At 41.5% G+C, this 20,328-nt stretch carries 22 protein-coding genes; 5 read left to right on the forward strand and 17 right to left on the reverse strand.

Annotated elements, in window-relative coordinates; all coding sequences use genetic code 11:
• Window positions 1-34: 34 nt before the first annotated feature.
• The 15 genes from hflX to CS931_RS04940 all read right to left on the reverse strand — a co-directional run bounded on the left by hflX (window position 35) and on the right by CS931_RS04940 (window position 11,311).
• A complete protein-coding gene (gene hflX / locus CS931_RS04870) occupies window positions 35-1,288 on the reverse strand; it encodes a GTPase HflX (RefSeq protein WP_099204664.1) in 1,254 nt (417 codons plus the stop codon).
• 184 nt (window positions 1,289-1,472) lie between these two features.
• Complete coding sequence (locus CS931_RS04875; protein WP_099204665.1) at window positions 1,473-1,937, reverse strand: hypothetical protein; 465 nt, start codon at window positions 1,935-1,937, stop codon at window positions 1,473-1,475.
• Window positions 1,934-2,995, reverse strand: coding sequence for a baseplate J/gp47 family protein (locus CS931_RS04880; protein WP_099204666.1), 1,062 nt, complete (start codon window positions 2,993-2,995; stop codon window positions 1,934-1,936). The genes CS931_RS04875 and CS931_RS04880 overlap by 4 nt, the downstream gene beginning before the upstream one ends.
• A complete protein-coding gene (locus CS931_RS04885) occupies window positions 2,982-3,329 on the reverse strand; it encodes a hypothetical protein (protein WP_099204667.1) in 348 nt (115 codons plus the stop codon). Before CS931_RS04885 ends, CS931_RS04880 begins: the two co-directional genes overlap by 14 nt.
• Window positions 3,330-3,617: a hypothetical protein gene (locus tag CS931_RS04890; RefSeq protein WP_143826230.1), complete on the reverse strand. Its 288-nt coding sequence runs from the start codon at window positions 3,615-3,617 to the stop codon at window positions 3,330-3,332.
• 13 nt (window positions 3,618-3,630) lie between these two features.
• The gene (locus tag CS931_RS04895) at window positions 3,631-4,563 is read right to left on the reverse strand and encodes a hypothetical protein (protein WP_099204669.1); all 933 of its coding nucleotides are present in this window, start codon (window positions 4,561-4,563) and stop codon (window positions 3,631-3,633) included.
• Entirely contained in the window at window positions 4,560-5,075 is a 516-nt protein-coding gene (locus CS931_RS04900) for a hypothetical protein (protein ID WP_099204670.1), read from the reverse strand. Before CS931_RS04900 ends, CS931_RS04895 begins: the two co-directional genes overlap by 4 nt.
• Window positions 5,076-5,154: 79 nt before the next feature.
• The gene (locus CS931_RS04905; protein WP_099204671.1) at window positions 5,155-5,835 is read right to left on the reverse strand and encodes a hypothetical protein; all 681 of its coding nucleotides are present in this window, start codon (window positions 5,833-5,835) and stop codon (window positions 5,155-5,157) included.
• A complete protein-coding gene (locus CS931_RS04910; RefSeq protein WP_099204672.1) occupies window positions 5,832-6,149 on the reverse strand; it encodes a hypothetical protein in 318 nt (105 codons plus the stop codon). Before CS931_RS04910 ends, CS931_RS04905 begins: the two co-directional genes overlap by 4 nt.
• Window positions 6,139-6,528, reverse strand: a complete 390-nt coding sequence (locus tag CS931_RS04915; RefSeq protein ID WP_099204673.1) for a hypothetical protein — start codon at window positions 6,526-6,528, stop codon at window positions 6,139-6,141. The genes CS931_RS04910 and CS931_RS04915 overlap by 11 nt, the downstream gene beginning before the upstream one ends.
• Before the next feature lie 121 nt (window positions 6,529-6,649).
• Window positions 6,650-7,669 carry a phage major capsid protein gene (locus CS931_RS04920; RefSeq protein ID WP_099204674.1) on the reverse strand — a complete coding sequence of 340 codons (1,020 nt, stop codon included), beginning with the start codon at window positions 7,667-7,669 and terminating at the stop codon, window positions 6,650-6,652.
• Window positions 7,670-7,699: 30 nt separating this feature from the next.
• Window positions 7,700-8,647: a hypothetical protein gene (locus tag CS931_RS04925; RefSeq protein WP_099204675.1), complete on the reverse strand. Its 948-nt coding sequence runs from the start codon at window positions 8,645-8,647 to the stop codon at window positions 7,700-7,702.
• Window positions 8,644-9,762 (reverse strand): phage portal family protein, encoded by a 1,119-nt coding sequence (locus tag CS931_RS04930; protein WP_242964905.1) that lies wholly within the window; start codon window positions 9,760-9,762, stop codon window positions 8,644-8,646. The genes CS931_RS04925 and CS931_RS04930 overlap by 4 nt, the downstream gene beginning before the upstream one ends.
• Before the next feature lie 5 nt (window positions 9,763-9,767).
• Complete coding sequence (locus CS931_RS04935; RefSeq protein WP_099204676.1) at window positions 9,768-11,018, reverse strand: PBSX family phage terminase large subunit; 1,251 nt, start codon at window positions 11,016-11,018, stop codon at window positions 9,768-9,770.
• Window positions 11,015-11,311, reverse strand: coding sequence for a hypothetical protein (locus CS931_RS04940; RefSeq protein ID WP_099204677.1), 297 nt, complete (start codon window positions 11,309-11,311; stop codon window positions 11,015-11,017). Before CS931_RS04940 ends, CS931_RS04935 begins: the two co-directional genes overlap by 4 nt.
• 270 nt (window positions 11,312-11,581) lie before the next feature.
• Between CS931_RS04940 and CS931_RS04945 the strand changes: the two genes are divergently transcribed.
• The 5 genes from CS931_RS04945 to CS931_RS04965 all read left to right on the forward strand — a co-directional run bounded on the left by CS931_RS04945 (window position 11,582) and on the right by CS931_RS04965 (window position 16,684).
• The gene (locus CS931_RS04945; protein WP_099204678.1) at window positions 11,582-11,779 is read left to right on the forward strand and encodes a DUF951 domain-containing protein; all 198 of its coding nucleotides are present in this window, start codon (window positions 11,582-11,584) and stop codon (window positions 11,777-11,779) included.
• Between the two features lie 56 nt (window positions 11,780-11,835).
• On the forward strand, window positions 11,836-12,903 hold the full coding sequence (gene prfA, locus CS931_RS04950) for a peptide chain release factor 1 (protein WP_099204679.1): 1,068 nt from the start codon (window positions 11,836-11,838) through the stop codon (window positions 12,901-12,903).
• Window positions 12,904-12,940: 37 nt separating this feature from the next.
• Window positions 12,941-14,560 (forward strand): L-threonylcarbamoyladenylate synthase, encoded by a 1,620-nt coding sequence (locus CS931_RS13110; protein ID WP_159459739.1) that lies wholly within the window; start codon window positions 12,941-12,943, stop codon window positions 14,558-14,560.
• Between the two features lie 143 nt (window positions 14,561-14,703).
• Entirely contained in the window at window positions 14,704-15,261 is a 558-nt protein-coding gene (locus CS931_RS04960) for a lytic transglycosylase domain-containing protein (protein WP_099204680.1), read from the forward strand.
• A gap of 16 nt (window positions 15,262-15,277) precedes the next feature.
• Window positions 15,278-16,684 (forward strand): aminopeptidase, encoded by a 1,407-nt coding sequence (locus CS931_RS04965; RefSeq protein WP_200814946.1) that lies wholly within the window; start codon window positions 15,278-15,280, stop codon window positions 16,682-16,684.
• A gap of 527 nt (window positions 16,685-17,211) precedes the next feature.
• Here CS931_RS04965 and CS931_RS04975 read toward each other — a convergent pair.
• Window positions 17,212-18,783: an ATP-binding cassette domain-containing protein gene (locus CS931_RS04975; protein ID WP_099204683.1), complete on the reverse strand. Its 1,572-nt coding sequence runs from the start codon at window positions 18,781-18,783 to the stop codon at window positions 17,212-17,214.
• Window positions 18,680-18,997 carry a hypothetical protein gene (locus tag CS931_RS13125; protein WP_099204684.1) on the reverse strand — a complete coding sequence of 106 codons (318 nt, stop codon included), beginning with the start codon at window positions 18,995-18,997 and terminating at the stop codon, window positions 18,680-18,682. Before CS931_RS13125 ends, CS931_RS04975 begins: the two co-directional genes overlap by 104 nt.
• Window positions 18,998-20,328 lie beyond the last annotated feature (1,331 nt).

Consider the following 20,328-nt stretch of genomic DNA (forward strand, 5'->3'; position numbering starts at 1 on the left):
GGATAATATACATTCCATACAGTTTTTTATGCATTTACTCTTGCACAGCAAACATTTCTACAGACGATAATAATCTTTGGGGAATATTGCCGTCAATCAGCAAACCGGTTTCCACATATTCTTCATGCAAAACAGCCCCCTCTTCACGCAGAACAGCGGCTAACCCACTCTTAGAAAAAGGCAGCAGTATTTTCATCTTGATTGTTTTTTCAGGCAGATTTTCTTCAATTTGCCGCAAAAGCTCGTCGATTCCCTCTCCGGTTGACGCACTGATTTTCACGGCATTGGGCACGTTAATCGGCATCTCTTTTTCTTTTGCCAAATCCCATTTATTCAGCACTGTTAAAACGGGGCGATCCCCTGTGCCCAAGCTTTGCAAAATTTCATTCGTAACATCAATATGCACACCAACCTCTTCATTAGAAGCATCGCAAATATTCAAAACAATATCTGCCGTTGCGGCCTGCTCTAAAGTCGATTTAAAAGCTTCTACTAAATGGTGCGGCAAACGGCGAATCAGTCCAACTGTGTCAATCAGTACCACAGATTTTCCGCTTGGCAGCTTAAGCGCCCTAGCGGTAGGGTCAAGCGTGGCAAACAGCTTGTCCTCTGCCAAAACACCAGCTTGTGTTAAGCGGTTCATCAGCGTACTTTTGCCCGCATTGGTATAGCCAACCAAAGCGACGGTTACAACATTTTCTTTACGGCGACGCTTTGACATCTCTTGCCGATTCGCTTCTACCTTTCGAAGCTGCTCTTTTAAGCTCTCCATCTTGCGTCGAATATGACGGCGGTCGGTTTCCAGTTTGGTTTCACCTGGCCCCCTTGTGCCGATTCCGCCGCCTAAACGAGAAAGCGCAACTCCTTTTCCTGTCAATCTTGGCAGCATATATTTGATTTGAGCCAATTCAACTTGCAACTTTCCCTCACTGCTTTGGGCACGTAGGGCAAAAATATCCAAAATCAAAATGGTTCGGTCGATAACACGCACATCGCAGATATTTTCTAAGTTTCGAATTTGTGATGGCGTTAGCTCTCGGTCAAAAACAATGACGTCTATTTCTTCTTGGCGACAGGTTTCGGCCACTTGCTCTACCATACCGCTGCCAATACAGGTGGCTTTTTCAGGGACAGGGCGTTTTTGTACAACGGTCAAAACTGGGTCTGCACCCGCACTTTTGACTAACTCTTTGAGTTCGAGCAATGACGCTTCCACATCAAAATCGCCGGTGTCCAACGATACCAGTAAAGCTCTTTCAGGTGTAATTTGATTTTCAGTCAGAAGAATTCCTCCTTTATACGGTCACAAGTTTTGCCATCTTTGTCTATACATACCATTTTGTCGGCTATCTTAATAGTATTATACAAAATGCTGTCCGTCAACCAAAACACTTTGTTTTTTCTTTATCGCCTTCAGCAAAGCAAAGAACAAATGGCCTTGCTGAAAATAAATTCAACAGGGCCATTTGCTGTTATTTGATTTCTATATCAAGATGAGCCGGTAAAAGCGTCAATAATTCTTTTTTGGCTTGTTCAAGAGAAATACCTAATAACCTGTTAATGGTCACTACCAATTTGTTCTCTTTTACGTTTTCTGCAATAACGGCATCAACGCCTGCTGCTAAAAGCAGTTTCTGAAAACGAGTGAAATTGCTGTTTTCTGCAAAATCTCCGTATCGTGCCAAAAGCATTTGACGTTTGACCGCCAAGCTCTCTGAAGACGGCACATAGCGAAAAGCCAGTTCTTTTTCCTCTACTGTTTCTGCAGAGGCCGATTCAATAAACAAATCTTCCAGCAATTTTTGTATTTCTTCTTCTACCAGAGAAAAGCCCACCTCATAGGCAGACATTTCACTTTGCAGAATTGTTCCCAAAGAAAAATCATATAGACCGGTTGATTCCAACACCTTTTGCATATGTTTTCTGGCCTCTGTCATGTCTTCATCTCCAATATTTTCACTTCTGATAAGAGAGGGATAACCCCTTTTTCTCCGCCATAATCCAATACATTTAGGGCCAACGAGTAGTTTTTGACTACCCCCGTGTTCATGAAGGCAGCTCCTAAATCTACTTTATACACTGAATCTCCAATTTTTTTAGCGGCATAATATTGCCTGACGGCCTTTGCTACTAAATCGGCTGCTTCTTCAAAAGAAACTCCCTCTTTGGGGATAATATATCCATATACCGAAAGCAATTTTTCTTTCGCAGCGCTTACTGCGACGTCTACATTAATTTCTCTTTCTGCATTTAGTTTAGTTCGCACAGCTTCCAGTACACTTTCTGGTGGAGCTGCTCCATTACCCCAAACATAGACTGTCACCGTACCAATGCCTTTTTCACGAGGCACTGCCATCGCAGAATACACCCCTTCGACCTCTAATGCACTACGACGATAAAATTCACCGTTTGTGCCATTTGACAGCACAGAATAAGCCTGCATTAATCGCACTCGCAGCATTTCGTCTGACTCTTCTTCCTCGCCGCCGGAAAATATTTGCGCGTTGCTTACTTTTTCAATGCCAACAGGAGGTGTCACCAGCGTGTTGATTGAGCCAATTGCCGCATTACCCAGCTTTCCACCCTGCACCGCCTGCGCTTTAGCCAATATAGAAAGCTGACCTGCTTTCAAAACAACCGCTTCTACGGTTTCATATTCTTGAGATAAATCTCCCGAAGTGGCGCATATGGTGCCAAGTGGTATCATGACATCATAGGCAAGTGTGGTGGTGCGAGAAAAAGTTAACACTCCCATCGCTTTTTTTGCTGTATATCTTGCAAGACCTCTTTGTTTAGCGTGATAATCCAGTTCCCTTCCTAAAGCTGTTTGCGGAAAGGCTTGTCTTCTCAGCCAAAATATCTCATTGCTGAGTTTATGAATCTCTCCTGCCAACACTTTCAAACGAATACCAATATCAGCGGCTTCATCTGCTTTAGAGCCGCTCTCTTCTTCATATTTTTCTTGCATACGCTGCAAAATTTCATGGTAGGTCATTTTCTTCTCCTTTCAATACTAGGATTACCGTCCCCTTGCCCTTTGGGGTTTCAATTTCTATCATTACCCTGTCTTCTCTTATCTCAGCTGAACAAGCTTTCATTTGACTGTATTGAGACAGCGCTTCATTGGCATTGGCTATGATTCTCTCAGCCTTTTCTCCTTTTTTTATAAAAGCAACCGTACTGCCAAAACCTCTGTCATACAGAAAGCTGCCTAACGGCACAGCTAATATAAATTTTGCCTGTTGCAAGAAATCTGACAATCCACTCACTGTTTCAGGCAAGCCTTGCGCATTGACAGCAATCTTCCCCTCTACAATTTTTAGGTTCATTTAAGCCTCCTTTGCCGCAAAACGCTGACCATTTATCCAAACATCTCCGTTATTTTTCAGCCAGATTTCCGCTCCGGCAGCAGAACGCAGCCGAATTTCCCCCGGCTGCAATTCAGTTGTATCGGTCTGCACCCCCATGCAGCAACCGTTCATGATAATACCTTGTTCCCCCTCCGGCGGCACACTCGCAACGCCATACGGTGCTACCATTTTAGGGAGTCTATATTCGAGTTCTGCTTGTACGGTTATCTGCTCTTTATCGCTGGAGGTTACTCTTCCGGTACTCATTTGCACCTCTTTACTATCTTGCATTATTTTCTTTGTCAGCCACATTTTTGTTTTCCTCCTTCTCTCTTAGAACAAAAATGGTTCGTACTCCATCTGCAGATTCCGTATACCGTATTCTATGTATATATAAATCTGTCTGCGGCAAAAACCCGGTTATGTTCAGTTGTACTCTGTCCCCAGGTTCAGCCATAATAAAGTCGGCACATTGAATCTCCCATTGCACCACTTCTTGTTCTGTTTGGTTCACATAGGCAATCGGTGACCGATTATCCTGATAAGAAAAGAACCGCTGCCGAGAAATCCCCTCTGTTTTTTCATTGTTATATCCAATTTGATAGGCTCCCGCTGCATTTTGAATCCATATGCGACTAATCTTTTTGTATGGACAATATCGCTGTTGGGCCGAAATAATGGAATGCAGCTCTCTGGTTCGTGGTTCCTCTTGTTTCCATAAAAGTTCTCCTTTTTTATTTACCGTTAATTTGCCACCCAAAAACTGCTCTGCATAGCGAGAAAGCACCGTCCAACAGCTTTCTCCTTTTTTTATTTCAAAGTCACCTTTTACTTCTACAGAATGAACACTCTCTTTTGCTGACAGGCCAAAACTCTCGGCATATTTCAAACACATTACACGCCAAGACGGATTTCGCAGTGTCATCGGCTCTGCTTCATTGTCAAGCAGCAGCGCAGCTAAACTTCGGCAGACTAATTCAACTGTAAATCCCTTTTTATCCAAATGGGTATTTTGTTCATCTACAATCCCACTGAAAACAAGCTCTCCTTCTTGATAGGCATACACACGATAGAGATTCTCCCAAACGCTGTCTGCTGAGAACTTTACAGTCAAGGAATCTGCCGGCACGCCTTCTTCTCGATTGAAATAAGTGCTAATGGCTCTGCCTAAAAGAAATCGTGAGTGATCTTTCATTTCTGCCCAAAAAGTCATCCTATTACCACCTTTTCTCCTTGATTTAGTGAATGAAGATTCCGAATGTGAGGGTTTAGCCGAATCAACTCTTCTATATCGACACTAAATTGGAACGCATAGTCCCAAAGCGATTCTTCCCCTCTGCTGATAACTATTTGGCTAGATTTAACGCTCGTTACATTTTCTTTTTCCACAAACGAAAAACTGTATTCTATAACATTTTCGCCTGCTTCTCCAATAAAAGTTAAACTCTCCATAAGCGCCTGAAAAGGAAGTTGACCCGGCAGCTGCAAACAGCCTGCTCCAGATTGGCGAAAAACATCCTGTAACGCTTCAAATGTTTTGCCGCTCTCGGCACCTGTAAAATATCCTCTGCCGTTTACCCGACGATTCATTAACCCCATATTTTGCGTTTGCTCCCCATAAAAAGGTATCACTGTTTGTTGAATTGTTTTGCTTTCTTTTACTTCTATTCGTGTGGGGTTATTGGGCCAAACAAAATCTTTAAATTTCATCGTCATTAAGCTCATGTTGTCCTCCCAAAATCCGTAGGATAACGACGGCTGTCCCGTTCAAGTTCTTCTGATAAGCGTTCCAATTCATTTTCTGTCATACCAGTTTCCTCCTGTCTGCCGAAATTAGCGTAAACTCATGGTCTGTCAGCGAATACTTGCTCCACGAACAACCAAAATAACCAAATCCGCTTTCATCATCCGGAATAAAAACGAAGTCACTATATTCTTCGAAAGCCAGCCCGTCAAAGCCTTTGAACGTCACACTGTATATAACCTTTTCTTTACTCGTACCAAACGGGATATTTTCCCCAAATGCTGTAAATTCTTTTTGAGATCTTACCGCAGAGATTTGAATGGAGTCCGCCTCACACCGAATATTCTGAAGCCAAAAATAAGATTTTTTCTCCTCTGTTTGCTTCTGCTGAACCGATATGGTACACGGAAACAGAGACAATCCCAAGTCTTCATCCAGTAAAACTTTTCCCTTGCTGACTTTGAGAATAGACCATCCATATTCCTCTAAAACTTTGCACATTTTAGAAAAGACATCTTGTACATACTCTGTTTTTAAATCTTGTGGTACAAAAAAATTGCTTTCAATGTTCACCTCATTTTGCTCTTTTGGGTGCTGATTGTTCAGTAGCTTCAAACTCACATTAATCTGCCTTACTGATAGATTTTCAAGCTGATACTCGTACGCTTTATGAAAAGCAACTTCTTCTATTTTATTTTGAAACAAAGCAATCATTTCATCGCATAGCGTTAAAAATCTCATACCAAACACCTCTCCAAGACTGTTCTGACCGCCATTTTTTTACCGTCTGCCAAAATTAGTTGGCTTGTTAGCTTGCGATAGGTTACGCCCTGATAAAGCAATGTGCAGTCTTCTTGCAACGGATATTCGCAGCTGCCATAGAATACATAAAACAAGTCTTCTGTGCCTCTGATTTCTTCCGCTAATTTTATTCGCAAATCACTTCTGTTGTCTTTTAAAGAAGTAAGTAATCCCCTATCGTTATAAGAATTGGTGGGGGTCACAATTTTCACCATAGCTTGTCGGCGAAAAAGCTTTTGACTTTCATCTTTCATGAGTCGTCACTCCAAAATAAAATTGATTGTCTTTTAATATCGGTGCCACTGCTTTCTTGTTTTCTTCATAAAACTTCTGCGCTTTCTCACTTTTTTCTTTCCACTGCACTGTGCTTTCTGATGTCGTTAAAGAGGTCGCTGCCAATATATCCTCCGTAAGGCAAAAATCCCAAAACGCTTTTGTCGCCGCCAAATTTTCCAATTTAGTGAGATAAGATGCTAGAATAGTCGGCGATACATCTGCTTTTATCATTTTCTCGACTTCTTCCTGCGCCGATTGACACAATGACTCACTCAGCAATAAGCGTAAATAATCCATTTCCGCTTGATTTTCGCCGCTAATCAGAAAAAACCATGCCTTAATTTTCTCGTAATTCATACCTCTCCTTACTATAAAAGAAACCTGCCTACCCTTGGCAAGCAGGTTCTCTTATCCTCTATAAAATTACCTTAATTTGAGTTTTTCTATTCTCTTATTTTCTGGTTGGCCTAACCAACTTTTACACGGTTGCTTCAAAAGTAACTGCCTTAGCAGCTTTCTCAAAGATTCTGGCAAAACCTGAAATAACAGAAATACCCGCACGCTCAAGCTGTCTGTCAATGAGCTTGTCTGCTTCTGCCATAATTTCTCCGGCCTGTACCATTTCAAGCGCACAGCTGTTATCAAGACCAATCATCATACCGCTTGTCATGTTTGGCACATGAATGATTTTTGCGCCCATTGGTGTGCAAAGCTCGCCTGTACCATGGAATTTCATGCCGGCAGCGGAATCTTTAAATTCATTAATGCGCATAATCTGCTGCAAAGCATCTGTACCCGCCACAATCGTGTTTAAGTTGAATGGAGAAAGCTCACCCCACAGCTGCACAAATTCGTCATAGCTCAGTTTACCGTCTTTCGCAGCACGGCTTTGAATAGCTCCGATACTACCATCACCATTTTCAATGATTTTTACCGCTTCTTCAACCTGTGAGGCCGCAATAGCAGCGCCAATCTGACGAAGCATAATGGTGAACAGGTCAAGCTTCTGAAAACGCAGTGCTTCATAGGACGACACAATCAAACGACCTTTTTTGCTCAAGCTGATAAGGTTCGGTGATGTGCGAATATTGACCTGTGCCATCACTTCTCCCTCATCAACTTTTTTCAATCCCTTTGTATTATCTACGCTTTCGGCCGTCATTGAGCGATAATCTCTTGCCTCAATCTTGGTCACAGTTGCCACTAAATCCTCAACCTTGCTCCCACGCTGAATGCCCTGACCCACCGCACGTGTGACGTATTCTGGGAACAGTGCCGCACTGGTTGAGTTCTCAAAAAACTTTTCCAGTCTGTCAGAATTCTTGCCGCTGACTTTGATACCAAAACGTTTTAGCTGTCTTTGATAGGCATCTAAACTTTCGAGTGGTGTTCCTCTATAATTTTCAGATGAGTCCAAGCCCTCCAATACTTCGGTAAAGCTTTTTCCGGGTACGCCGTACATTGCTTTTTCCAGTGTAAGATTTTCAAAATGTGCCATATTCTATCTCCTTATTCTTTATCAAAATGATTATATTTTAAATTCGTTGTCCTGCTGTTTTTCAGGCTGATTCGCTCCACGCCAAAGCTGGGGCTGAATGGGCAGTATTTTTTCTGCCATTTTGCCATAGGCAGCTGCCATGGTTTTTAGGTCTTGAACAGACATTTGCTCAATTGCTTTTTCAAGCACGGCTCTGGGCATTTCCGGCTGTACCAGTGCGCTGTATTTCATGATCTGGCGGCTTAAATCCGCTTTATATTCCTCACCCCACTGCGCTTTTTCTTCTAATTCCTTCACATAAGCAGCTAGCTTTTGCACAGTTTCTTTCTCTGCCAAAAAAGCTTCTCCTGTTTGAATTTGCTTTAGAATTTCCTGCATATTTCTCACCTCCTCAAAGGCAAATTGCTTGGTTACGCCGGCTGCCCGTTGTGCCGGAACCGCCACAAAAGAGCATTCATACGCATCCGTAATTTCTTCAAAAATCTGGTGACATAGCTTGCCTTGATACGATTCACCTTTACGGTGAGAGCAAGTATTTTTTTCGCAAACGCTGCAACGACTGCTTTTTACCGCACAGCTAACACTCACCTCTTTCAAAATGCCGCTTTCAATCGCTGTCACCATGTCCTTTGATTTTTCGGTAATCGGCAAATATGCTCTTGCCACCAATTTTGTGTAAGGTTCTCCCCATTCGGTCTGTCTGCTCTCAGTCTGTATTTCTGTATGAAAGATTCGTGCTGTTTGATTGGCACTTTTCCTTTCATGATCAAAAATACAAGTTTTGCCTACAAATAGAGCTTGCATTTGCTGAAGTGCCGCTAATGAAAATCGGTCAAAATCTCTGTCCACTTCATTGTCACAAAGCACCAGTGAAAAAGAGTAAACCTCTGATTCGGCAAATTTTCGTCTGGTGAAGGCATTAATTCGCTCCATATCACCCTCTTGCAAACCTGATTTCTCTATAATATAGCCGCTCATTCTTCCTCTCCTTTCCATTCTCGCTCAATCGCCTCACTTTTGGCATTGAGATAACGTGCATTGGCATGGTCAACCTCGTCTTGCATGGTAATTTCATTCCACTCTACGGCACATTCACTTTCATAACCCTGCAAAACCAGCCACGTACGGCAGATTTTTTCAATTACAGGTGTCAGCAGTCTGCGATAAGAATCTAGCTCACTGGTCAAAATATCCGCCTGCTGGCTAGACATTCTCTCTGTTGATGACCAAGAAAGTCCCAATAAAAAAGGAGGAACCCCCATCTTGGCAACAACTTGCTCAAGCATTTGCCTTACCGGAATTTCACTGTCTAAAATCTGGTTGTCTGCTCCAATTGCTTTAATAGAAACATCGCCTACCGCCACAAAATCACTGACTTCATGGCTTCTCATAGCACGTTTCCACTCTTCGGCCATTTGCTCAGCTCGCTCTTTTGCATAAATGCCAGAAGAAGCATCAGCAGAGGTGGTCACAGCAAACCTAACATTCCCTGCTCTGTCCCAATTTGTGCCGATTGTGTTGTAGATTTTAAGCAGAATACCGCTTACAAACGGCAGCCCTCGCAAAATAGAAATACCTTCTACTTGTCCCGCCGGTGGATTCAGCGCCGAAGCCAACAGTAATTGTGGATAACGACATGGAATTTTTTTACCTTCTTCCAAACAGCTGATTTGGAGTGTAAGATTTTCTCCTTCTTCTATAACAATGTCGGAAAGAGGAGCATTATAAAGCGCATAAATTTCGTCACCCGACAGTACAATTTCTCCCACTGCATTGCCATATGTCAGCAGCTCTTCAAAATATAAACCGATGAAGCTATCCATGCCCGTGGAAACCGCATTCACCTTAACATTTTTTAAGAAGTACGCCAGTTCTTTTTCTGCCTTCTGATTCGGGCAGTTCACCACAAAGTCACCGATTAATCGTCTTAGCTTATCAATGCTGGCATCAATAATCGGCACATTTTCTCGCAAAGCACGATACAAGCCACGCTCTCCCGATTTTATCGAAAAAACGTCATGCTGTGTGGGTCTGGTCTGTACGCTTAAGGTCGCATATTTGTCTTTTTTCTTGAAAACACCTATTTTTCTCACCCCTTTTATCTTCTAGTAACGGCAAATGCAAAAACGTTAGTTGGCGGTTCTACAGCCAAAATTGTACTTACAAAATAACGAATGTCATCCATGGCATGGTCGTTTTCTTTTACCGGCATATCCTTGGTACTGTCATCTTGCCAGCGATAAAGACCAAATTCTCGTATGGTATCCGTACAGTTTCGGCAAATTTTGATTTTTCTGCTTTTTAGTGCATTGCTCGTTTCACGAATGCCGTCTACCACCGTGTTTTTCGCTGGAATCACCCTAAACCGCCCATGCCGTTGAATCGTCTGTATAAAGCTAGCTGCACTTGGGTCAACCGTTACTGTGCTGATTTTTCTGCCCTCACAAAGCTTATCCAATTGCGCATAATGTTCTTCATCGGTGCGCTGTGTACCTGTCTCTCGTGAGGCATAGTAGTATTCATCGATTCTGTACCATGTGCTCTCATGTTTTCCCCAAAGTCCAAAAGAAGCCGGATTAATCGTGCCGTAATCACACGAAACAGCATATTCTGCAAAGGCAACATCAGGCACATGACAGGCCAACTCTGCGGCGAACGGATAAATTAACCCTTCTGCAGCAACCCATTTTCCTTCCACAAAACGCTCATAAAACGTACCCGAAAACAGATTCTTATATCGCTCCTTGGTTTCTGCTGAAAGCGAAGGATTGTCATCCATTGTGAAATGCAGATAGAGCGCATTCTTTTCCCCTGCTTTCAAAACCCACTCTCGATAAAACCAGTGCTGTGGGTGCTCTGGGTTGCAATTAAACCAAAGTTTTGCACCGGTGATCGAACATCTTGCAATGGCCTGCTCTACAAAAGAACGAGGCATAAGTGCCACTTCGTCTAGTAGCAACCCAGCCAGTGTCACCCCTTGTATCAACGAAGCTGAAGCTTCATCACGGCCGCCAAATAAATAGAATCGATTTGTTCTGCCGTGCATAGATAGTTCCAACATATTTTGGCTTAAACGCTCGGTTACCGTGAAACCCATTTCTTTTAGAATGGGGATTAAATCTACAATCAAATTGCGCCGAATACCACGAATGGTTTTACCGCAAATGGCAAAGCTCCTTTTATCAAACGAAGCAAATGCCCACATCATAAAAGAAATCCCCATGCAAACCGTTTTACCGCTTCTAACTGCGCCGTCGCAAATGACAGCCAACTTATCTTTCTGTTTACTTGTTTTGCACCACCAAGAAAGCACACGCATTTGCTTGCGTGAAAACGGAACCATTCTCATTCATCATCATCCTGCATGGTTTCTGCCGCTTGCTGAACTGCCGTCAAAAAATCTGACGCTCCCGATTCTCCTCTTTCAAGCTCTTGCATACATTGCAGCGCTTTGATTCGGTCAAAGAATTTAATGTCAACTTCACTGTCCTTTTTCTTGATTTGTGCAATGTTGAAAAGATTCATTCGCCGCAACGCAGCAGAAGTCACTTTTTCTTGGAACAACAACCGAATTGGGTCGCTGACGTCGCCAAACGCTAGCTTTTCATATCCATCTAGCACCTTTTCTTTTATATCTTCCAATTCATCACCCTTCCCAATTATTTTTAATTTTTATCTTTGAGGTTTTGTCTCCTCATATCTCCCTCCAAAAACTAAAAAAGTTGCCCTCTAAAAGGCAACTTTTTCGAAAAAAGGAACTAAACTTCCTTTTTATTATCTTTATGAAAATTTATTTTTGCTAAAATCCTTTCGCTGTTGTATAATATAAGGTAAGTTAAATTTTTCCGTTTTATTAGGAAATTATTAAAATCAAATTCACTCTTTCACAACAAATATAAAGGAGGAAAAGCAATGGACGTCAAGGTTGGCGATATTTTAAAAATGAAAAAACCGCACCCTTGCGGCAGTCATTCCTTTCTGACACTTCGTGTCGGCATGGATTTCAAGATTCGCTGCACTGGCTGTGGCCGTGAAGTCATGCTTCCCCGCCTAAAATGCGAAAAAAACATCAAGCAGATTATTCGTGAAAATTCAGAAGAAGAAACCTAGCCACTCTGCTTTTATAACTACTTTACAAATAAACAGCAGAGAGGAAACAAACCACTATGTTTGAAAATCTACAAGCCTTTGAAAATCGATATGAAGAACTAAATATGAAACTCTATGACCCTACTGTAGCCTCAGACCGTGAACTGTATGCCAAGCTCATGAAAGAGCATAAGGACATCAGTGCCATCGTCGAAAGCTACCGTCAATATAAATCCTTACTCGAAACGATTCGGGAAAGTAAAGAAATCATTGCTGAAACCTCTGACAGAGATTTCAAAGAAATGGCACAACAGGAACTCAAAGAAGCCACTGCCGCTTTGTCGCAAACCGAAGAAGATTTAAAACTTCTTTTACTGCCCAAAGACCCCAATGATGATAAGAACGTCGTTATGGAAATCCGTGGCGGTGCTGGCGGCGAAGAAGCTGCTCTGTTCTCCAGTGTGCTTTTCAAAATGTACTCCATGTATGCCGAAAAAAACGGCTGGAATGTCGAAATTGTTGGCTTAAATGAAACGGAGATTGGCGGTTTTAAAGAAATTAGCTTTATGATCGACGGTGCAGGTGCTTATTCTAAACTAAAATTTGAAAGCGGCGTACATCGTGTGCAGCGTGTCCCCGAAACCGAAACACAAGGCCGTGTGCACACTTCAACCGCAACCGTTGCTGTACTGCCCGAAGCCGAGGACGTTGATATTGAAATCAATCCGAAAGACTTGCAGATTGATACGTTCCGTGCCAGCGGTGCAGGCGGTCAGCATATTAACAAAACGTCTTCTGCGATTCGTATCACCCACTTACCCACAGGCTTAGTGGTCGAGTGTCAAGATGAACGCAGTCAGCTGAAAAACAAAGACAAAGCGATGAAAGTGCTGCGTGCCCGCTTGCTTGATCAAGAGATTCAAAAAGCGAATGCTGAAGTCGCCCAAGAACGCAAAAGTCAAGTAGGCACGGGTGACCGCTCTGAGCGAATTCGCACCTATAACTACCCTCAAAACCGAGTCACCGACCATCGAATCGGCTTAACGCTTTATCATTTAGACGACATTCTCACAGGCGAAATCGATGAAATCATCAACTCTTTAATTTCTGCTTACCGTGCAGAACAGTTAGAATCACAAGAGTAAAACTTAGATAAACAAAGTAACGAAATCAGGTAGTTCTATGAATACGATTATTTTAGATGAAAACAATCCACAAGATATCCAAACAGCAGGCAAACTTCTGCATGACGGAGGTTTAGTGGTCATTCCTACCGAAACAGTCTATGGCCTTGCCGCTGATGCGCTGAATCCTACCGCTGTTTCCAAAATATTTGAAGCCAAAGGGCGTCCGAACGACAATCCGTTGATTGTGCATATCAGTGATTTAAGTCAGCTCCCCGCTTTAGTGAAAGAAATCCCCGAAAGTGCTCTGCGTTTGGCCGACGCCTTTTGGCCGGGTCCTCTGACTATGATTTTTCCAAAGTCAGAGCTTATCCCTTATGAAACAAGTGGAAAGCTCGAAACAGTTGCCATTCGTTTTCCGTCTAACAAAACGGCCTTGGCGGTCATCAATGCGGCTGGCACACCTTTGGCGGCCCCCTCTGCCAACCTATCCGGCAAACCAAGCCCCACCACTTTCTCCCATGTCAAAGATGATTTAAACGGACGAGTTGATGCTATTATCAATGGAAAAGACTGCGAAGTCGGGGTAGAATCCACTGTGATTACACTTGTAGGCGATACTATCAAGATTCTTCGTCCGGGTGGAATCACCAAGCACCAGCTTGAATCTGTCCTCGGTCATGTCGAAGTCGATTCAGCGGTTGTAAACCCTGTAGCTAAGGGACAAACTGTTTCTTCCCCTGGCATGAAATATATGCATTATTCTCCTAAGGCTGACATAACAATCATTGATGGCTCTCCTTTTGATTTTGTGTCTTTTGTCAACCAACAGGGAGATTGCCATGCCCTATGTTTTGAAGAAGATACTTCTTCTTTAGGCGTTCCTTTTGTCAGCTATGGCACAAGATATGACGGCGAAAAACAAGCCCAGCGGCTTTTCTCTGCTCTCCATGAACTAGACGAAAAGAATGCTAAGACTGTTTACGCAAGGATTCCTTCCAAAAACGGTGTGGGGTTAGCCGTCTATAATCGCCTTGTCAGAGCTGCCGGATTTCAAATTTGCAACCCCGAACATTGCTATGTGATTGGGCTTACCGGTCCTAGCGGCAGCGGCAAAACAACTGTCTGCCAAGTGATGAATCAACTTGGAGCTGCTATTATTGACTGCGACGAGGTTTCAAAATCACCAGCCGTATATGACAAAGATTGCTTACAAGAATTGCAAAATGCCTTTGGCAGTACCATTTTAAAAGATGGCAAATTACAGCGCAAAGAGCTTGCTAAAATAGCTTTTGCTTCAGATGACAATCGCAAAAAATTGAATGCAATTACCCATCCCCGCATTTTAGCCAAAGTTTGGGAAATGATAACACAAGCTAAGGCAGTCGGGAAAAAGCTGATTGTTGTCGATGCTCCCACTCTGTTTGAATCAGGTTTAGACGAAAAATGTGCCAGAATTTTGGTGGTGACTGCCAAAGAAGAAACCCGCATTCACCGAATTATGCAGCGTGATAATCTAACTTTTGAAGAAGCAGAACTGAGGATTAAAGCACAAAAGCCACCCAGTTTTTATCTTTCTCGTGCTGATCACATCATCAGCGGTGATGACGGCAGTAATTTCGCCAAACGTCTCACACCCATTGTTAATGGTCTTCTGCAAAACATTGACCATACTTAAAACTTAGATACATCTTAAAGAAAACGCTAAAATCTTGTTTATGGCACTTAAAATTTGTTGCCGCCAAAGGATTTTTTGCTATCTCTCTTCTTCGTGAAATAGCAAAGCCTGCGTTATATCTACATGCTTTGAGAGGAGGTTTTATGAAGAAAAATTGCAGCAGTCTTCTTTTTGTCCTTTTTATCGTCTTTATTTTGGGTGTTCTAATCGCTCCAAAATTGATAGAATACGTTCTTAAAATTTATTATCCACAGCCCTACGCTGAAATTGTGGAAGAAAAATCGCAAGCGTTTTCATTAGATAAAAATCTGGTTTATGCTGTTATTCATGCTGAAAGCAAGTTTGATCATAAAGCAGAATCACATGCAGGTGCATCAGGCTTAATGCAGTTAACCGATGAAACGTTTGAGTGGATCAATAGCAAATATCCGTCTGAAGCCGAGCTGCCAAACGTGTTAGAACCGCGAGATAATATTCACGCTGGCTGTGCCTTGCTCAAGCTTCTGCTTGATCACTATGGTGATTTAGACGTAGCCCTGAGTGCCTACAACGCCGGAATGGGCAATGTTGACAAATGGCTTGCTGATGAGCGGTACTCTTCTGACGGCAAAACCTTGCATACTATCCCCTTTCCTGAAACCGAAAAATACGTAAAAAAAGTTCATAAGAACTACGAAAAATACAATAATTTATATAGCTAATAAAGGAGAATTTAAAATGGCTAAAAAAAATGAAAGCAAATCAGAATCATTGCCCAAAGAACTTCTTTTAGAGAGAAAAAATGGTTTTCATAAAATCTCCGATAAAGATATGGAAAAAGCGACTGCCTTCTGCGAAACTTATAAAGAATTTTTAAACGCGGCTAAAACCGAACGTGAAAGCGTTGACTATGTGATAAAACACGCTGAAAAGCATGGATTTGTTGCCTTTGATTCCCAAACCGCTTATCAGCCGGGCGACAAGGTTTATTATAATAACCGCGGCAAAGCAATTTGCTTGGCTGTCATCGGCAGTGACGGCTGCAAAGACGGTGTGCGCATTCTAGCTGCCCATATTGATAGTCCCCGCCTTGATTTAAAACCAATCCCTCTCTATGAATCCAACGAACTAGCTCTGCTCAAGACACATTATTACGGCGGTATTAAAAAATATCAGTGGACAACAATTCCGCTTTCCATGCATGGCAAGATTGTGAAACGTGACGGTTCTGAAGTCACCGTTAATATTGGCGAAAAAGAGGGTGACCCTCAGTTCTGCATCACCGATATACTTCCTCACCTTGGTAAAGACCAAGCAGCCAAAAAGCTTGGTGAAGCCATTGAGGGTGAATCTCTCAATATTCTCGCTGGCAGTCTACCTGTAGACCGTCAAGACGGTGAAAAGCTTTACAAATTGAACGTGCTGAAAATTCTAAACAAACAATACGGTGTTATTGAAGAAGATCTTATCTCTGCCGAAATTGAATTTGTCCCCGCATTTAAAGCAGCAGATGTCGGCTTTGACCGTAGTATGGTGGGTGCTTACGGACACGATGACCGTGTATGTGCCTATTCTTCTATAGAAGCTATCTTCAACTGCAAAAAGCCAAAGCAGACCGTTGTCACGGTTCTCGCTGATAAAGAAGAGGTTGGCAGCAATGGCAACACAGGACTTGCCTCTAACTTTTTGTCTTATTTCATCACTGATTTGGCGGAAAAAGAAGGTTTCGAGGGACGCCATGTCCTCTCAAAATCCACTTGTTTGTCTGCTGACGTAACCGCTGCTTATGACCCCACTTATGCTTCTGCCTATGAAATTGGAAACAGCACTTTTATCAATCATGGTGTTGCTCTGGCAAAATACACAGGTTCCAGAGGAAAAAGCGGCTGTAATGATTCTTCTGCTGAATTTCTTGGCAAGGTACGCAAAGTATTCAATGACCATGATATTCTGTGGCAAATTGGCGAGCTTGGCAAAGTTGACCAAGGCGGCGGCGGTACAGTTGCTTTTACAGTTTCCGCTCTCAATGCCGATGTCATTGACGTAGGCGTTCCCGTGCTTTCCATGCACGCTCCTTGGGAAGTTGTCTCCAAAATCGATGTCTATATGGCTTATAAAGGCTTTAAAGCATTTTTAGAGGACTAATTTCCTACAAATAGAAAAAGGAACCGATTTACAGGAATGTTGGAGCTTAAATCAATAAGTTTATATTCTTTTACTCTTCCAAAACGCCAATGTTTATCTATACTTTTAGGATATTAGACTTACAAGAGAGATAGAATATAACTCTCAATTATCTGAATATCAGTCTAACCGGCCAGACTCAATGGTTAATCTCAGTGATGTCATGACATATTGTTTAGGGAATAATAAAAATACAAGTCTTAAAAGATGACACGCATATGCGTGTCATTTTTTTAAGGCTTGTATTTTTATGCAATAGGCGTAGTTCTGTTTTGTTAAGAAGATGTAGATTCTCATTAAATTTTGACGAAAAAGTAAATAGAAATCAGATTTGTATCCATACTTTTGAGCCTTGACCGGCCATAAATCCCTATTATGAGTCTCGTATTCAAGCTCGATATTGATATAATCTTCCATTATATCGTTCCTGTTTAATCGCCAAATACAATAAATAATACATAACTGATTTCCTTTCATAATATACAATTTTAACAGGTGTATCTATTTCTTACATCGAGATCAATGACTTTATTTGCTATCCCGTCAAGTGCATCGCTGTGCGTGATTGCAAAAATGATTTTTTCGGCTGCCACTTCTTTCATTCTATCATATATCTCCACCGCGCTTTTTACATCAATATTGCTGGTGATTTCATCCAAAATCAAAATATCTGCCTCATTATAAAGCGCCCGTATAAAAGCGATTTTTTGCTTTTCCCCTCCCGAAAGATTGCTGCCATTTTCAAATATTTCGGCATCCAAACTCTTTTCTGCCAGTATTGTCTGCAGCAGCGGATCCTGTTGCATGGTGATTTCCGCTTCCTTGCTGTAAGCTTTATTAAAAAACAAATTCTCCAATAGCGTCCCATGAATAATCGGTACGTTCTGAGATAAATACTCCACCTGTTTTCTGAGTGACGCATTTGTGTATTCTCGCAAATCAATCTCATTGATATAAACAGTATCTGCTGTTCGAAACTTTGGCAACAATTTTAGCAGCGTCGACTTCCCACTGCCACTCTCTCCTTTTACCCAGACAATATCCCCTTTTGTAAATGCCGCTTCAATATCCCTGCCTAAAATCACATTGTTCACTTGTAACGTCTTGATATCCAACCGAATGGAATCGACTTGTGCCAGCTCTCTTTCCCCGTTCTCTTCCTTGTTGTCTCGCATCCACTGCACAAACTCTTTTGAAGCAATCAAATCTCGTTTACTTAGGTTAGCACTGACAATCTTTGTCAGTCCAGAAAAATAAATTGGCAAAACAACAGTGAAAAAGATCAAATCCACCACATTTGTCGTTTGGCTAGTAAACTCGTAGACCACCAAAACCATAATAAAGACTCTGCAAATATCATTGATATTTGAGAAGAGCTGATGCGATATTTGACCAAATTTATTGACTTTTGACATCGCCTGATACATCTTTTTCAATGGGGTCGCAATTTGCTCCAACACATTCGTATGGTCTGAAGACTGCTTCAAATAATCTGTTTGGCCGGCAATAGAGATTAAAGATTGCGCTCCTTCAGATGTTTTTTCCTGCATATCTTTTGAGCGCTGCAGCAATTCCTTATTCAACCATTTATATCCAAAATAATTAATCGGCACCAAAATCAGCAACATACAGGCAATCAGTATATTGGTTAAAAATGTCATGAGCAACAAGGCAAACAAAATGAGCAAGTTGCTCCATATTTCAATCGCATCACTGGTGTAGTATCGATACGAATTATTGACAGCCATCAAAATCTTTTCAATCATACTTGTTGGGCCGGCTTCGTTAATCGTATCATAGTCAACATCAACAAAATAGCCAAACAGTTCTTTGCCGTGGCTAACATTAAATTCCACCGCAAACTGTTCCCGAAAATACACTATTACAATATTAATTGCTATTGTACCCAATAGAATTCCAAGCAGAATACCCGCCTTCACCAAATCGATAGATTGATCATTTCTGGACCACACTGACAGTAATACCGGTGCAACCAGTGATGTGGCCGCATTGAAACAAGTTAATAAAACCATGACACCTACAAAACGACTGTATTTCATAAGATAACCTCTTTTTTTCTTTATTGTTTATCAACATTTCATTTGGCGGTATTAACGCTTCACTTAGCAACAGATACCCTAAAAATTGTAATGGGTTCATGTTATAACAATATGCCCCAGAATTTGGTATTACAATTATGTCACCCTTTTTCATCTTAGGCAAACACTGGTAATAACCAAAACTGTCAGTCGAAGTACAAATCCTTCCAGTAATTTCATATGAGCATGAGGCCTACGTCGTTGGTTTCGCAATATGAATGAAGAATATTCTTATAACAAATCTACGAATGCCGCACGTGGCAGCATGTTGATGCAATCATTCATTCTTCACCTCTGCGAGCTCCCGTGTTTGGAATACTAAATCTCACTGATTCCAAGGATGATGACTTGGCAAGTAGAAAAACTAAGATAAGACATATTTCTCACATATACCTCCCAATTGTTCTTGTGAACGATTTCTATCAAGAATTTCAACATATGGCTGGCAGAAGCTTGCGTTTTCGGTAGTCATATGTCCATGTCCGCATTCATATCCGTCTTTTGAAATATACAGTAAGGATATTGACCATCCCTACTTCGCATGATTTTATCATAATTATATACTTGATAGCTATTCGGCACCGAGAACTCATGAAACCACAACGCTCGTGCTGTTAGACGTCTTCCCTGTAATAATTCCGTCAATACTCTAGTAATAACAACAGGAATCGATAGACCAAATGATGCATCTTCCTATAGGAATTCACAATTTTTTAATTCCATCAAGCCATTATACAGTTGTTTATTATGACCAAACACAGTCTCAGGCGAAATTGTAGGTAATGCTTGGTCAATTTTCAACACGCATTTATTTGAGTACCGTTCAAATATTTCACAAATCGCTTATATAAGCTTCTTCATTCGCATTGCTCGAGGGCTATCTCATTTGTCGCGTAGCATATATCAGTCAGATAGCTAGGCATATATATTTCTGTATTATCGAGAAGTGTATACGCCTAGCTATGTGACTGGATTTTTCTATATCTGATAACAACTTATATGCTTTTCTAAACTTTCCTGTATACCAATTTCATAAGCACTGATATCCATTAACCGTTCATTTGGACTGTAACAAAAAGATTTTGTGGACTTTACTTGAGATAATGGTATACGAAATTTGTACAAGGAAAATGTTTGTAACCGTTCAAAGAATTCTGCTAATCCACTAACCAGACATGCTTCTTCCGTAATCCTTTTCCTATTTGTACCAAACATCGGAATACTTTTCAGCTGCACTCTTGACGAGTATCCACTTGGCAACCGCTGGTCTATTGTCATTTTAATTCGCTAACTATAATTACTATTATTTTTGTTTATTTTTTTATAATTTTAGTTAAACGATACATCCAGTGTTACTGTTTGTCAATAGTAACATTGGAAAATTTTTATATATTTTTAGGTCAAGCTTCACATCTTGCTGTGAGCTGGCAGGCGTTTAAGCGCTTTCAAATCAGAAGGCGCGTATATTGTATTTCAGGTAGTCTTCTCTTAGTTCCGTTCTCGTTA

Source organism: Scatolibacter rhodanostii, assembly GCF_900197595.1.
Taxonomy (GTDB): domain Bacteria; phylum Bacillota; class Clostridia; order Oscillospirales; family Acutalibacteraceae; genus Scatolibacter; species Scatolibacter rhodanostii.

What these genes read in the sequence shown, in the direction of transcription:
- CS931_RS04880 (WP_099204666.1), bottom strand. Translation starts at nt 2,995, where the DNA reads ATGACCTACCATGAAATTTTGCAGCGTATGCAAGAAAAATATGAAGAA.
- CS931_RS04925 (WP_099204675.1), bottom strand. Translation starts at nt 8,647, where the DNA reads ATGAGCGGCTATATTATAGAGAAATCAGGTTTGCAAGAGGGTGATATG.
- CS931_RS04975 (WP_099204683.1), bottom strand. Translation starts at nt 18,783, where the DNA reads ATGAAATACAGTCGTTTTGTAGGTGTCATGGTTTTATTAACTTGTTTC.
- prfA (WP_099204679.1), top strand. Translation starts at nt 11,836, where the DNA reads ATGTTTGAAAATCTACAAGCCTTTGAAAATCGATATGAAGAACTAAAT.
- CS931_RS04945 (WP_099204678.1), top strand. Translation starts at nt 11,582, where the DNA reads ATGGACGTCAAGGTTGGCGATATTTTAAAAATGAAAAAACCGCACCCT.
- CS931_RS04960 (WP_099204680.1), top strand. Translation starts at nt 14,704, where the DNA reads ATGAAGAAAAATTGCAGCAGTCTTCTTTTTGTCCTTTTTATCGTCTTT.
- CS931_RS04895 (WP_099204669.1), bottom strand. Translation starts at nt 4,563, where the DNA reads ATGACTTTTTGGGCAGAAATGAAAGATCACTCACGATTTCTTTTAGGC.
- CS931_RS04965 (WP_200814946.1), top strand. Translation starts at nt 15,278, where the DNA reads ATGGCTAAAAAAAATGAAAGCAAATCAGAATCATTGCCCAAAGAACTT.
- CS931_RS04920 (WP_099204674.1), bottom strand. Translation starts at nt 7,669, where the DNA reads ATGGCACATTTTGAAAATCTTACACTGGAAAAAGCAATGTACGGCGTA.
- CS931_RS13110 (WP_159459739.1), top strand. Translation starts at nt 12,941, where the DNA reads ATGAATACGATTATTTTAGATGAAAACAATCCACAAGATATCCAAACA.
- CS931_RS04905 (WP_099204671.1), bottom strand. Translation starts at nt 5,835, where the DNA reads ATGAGATTTTTAACGCTATGCGATGAAATGATTGCTTTGTTTCAAAAT.
- CS931_RS04900 (WP_099204670.1), bottom strand. Translation starts at nt 5,075, where the DNA reads ATGAGCTTAATGACGATGAAATTTAAAGATTTTGTTTGGCCCAATAAC.
- CS931_RS04875 (WP_099204665.1), bottom strand. Translation starts at nt 1,937, where the DNA reads ATGACAGAGGCCAGAAAACATATGCAAAAGGTGTTGGAATCAACCGGT.
- CS931_RS04890 (WP_143826230.1), bottom strand. Translation starts at nt 3,617, where the DNA reads ATGAGTACCGGAAGAGTAACCTCCAGCGATAAAGAGCAGATAACCGTA.
- CS931_RS04935 (WP_099204676.1), bottom strand. Translation starts at nt 11,018, where the DNA reads ATGAGAATGGTTCCGTTTTCACGCAAGCAAATGCGTGTGCTTTCTTGG.
- CS931_RS04885 (WP_099204667.1), bottom strand. Translation starts at nt 3,329, where the DNA reads ATGAACCTAAAAATTGTAGAGGGGAAGATTGCTGTCAATGCGCAAGGC.
- CS931_RS04910 (WP_099204672.1), bottom strand. Translation starts at nt 6,149, where the DNA reads ATGAAAGATGAAAGTCAAAAGCTTTTTCGCCGACAAGCTATGGTGAAA.
- CS931_RS04915 (WP_099204673.1), bottom strand. Translation starts at nt 6,528, where the DNA reads ATGAATTACGAGAAAATTAAGGCATGGTTTTTTCTGATTAGCGGCGAA.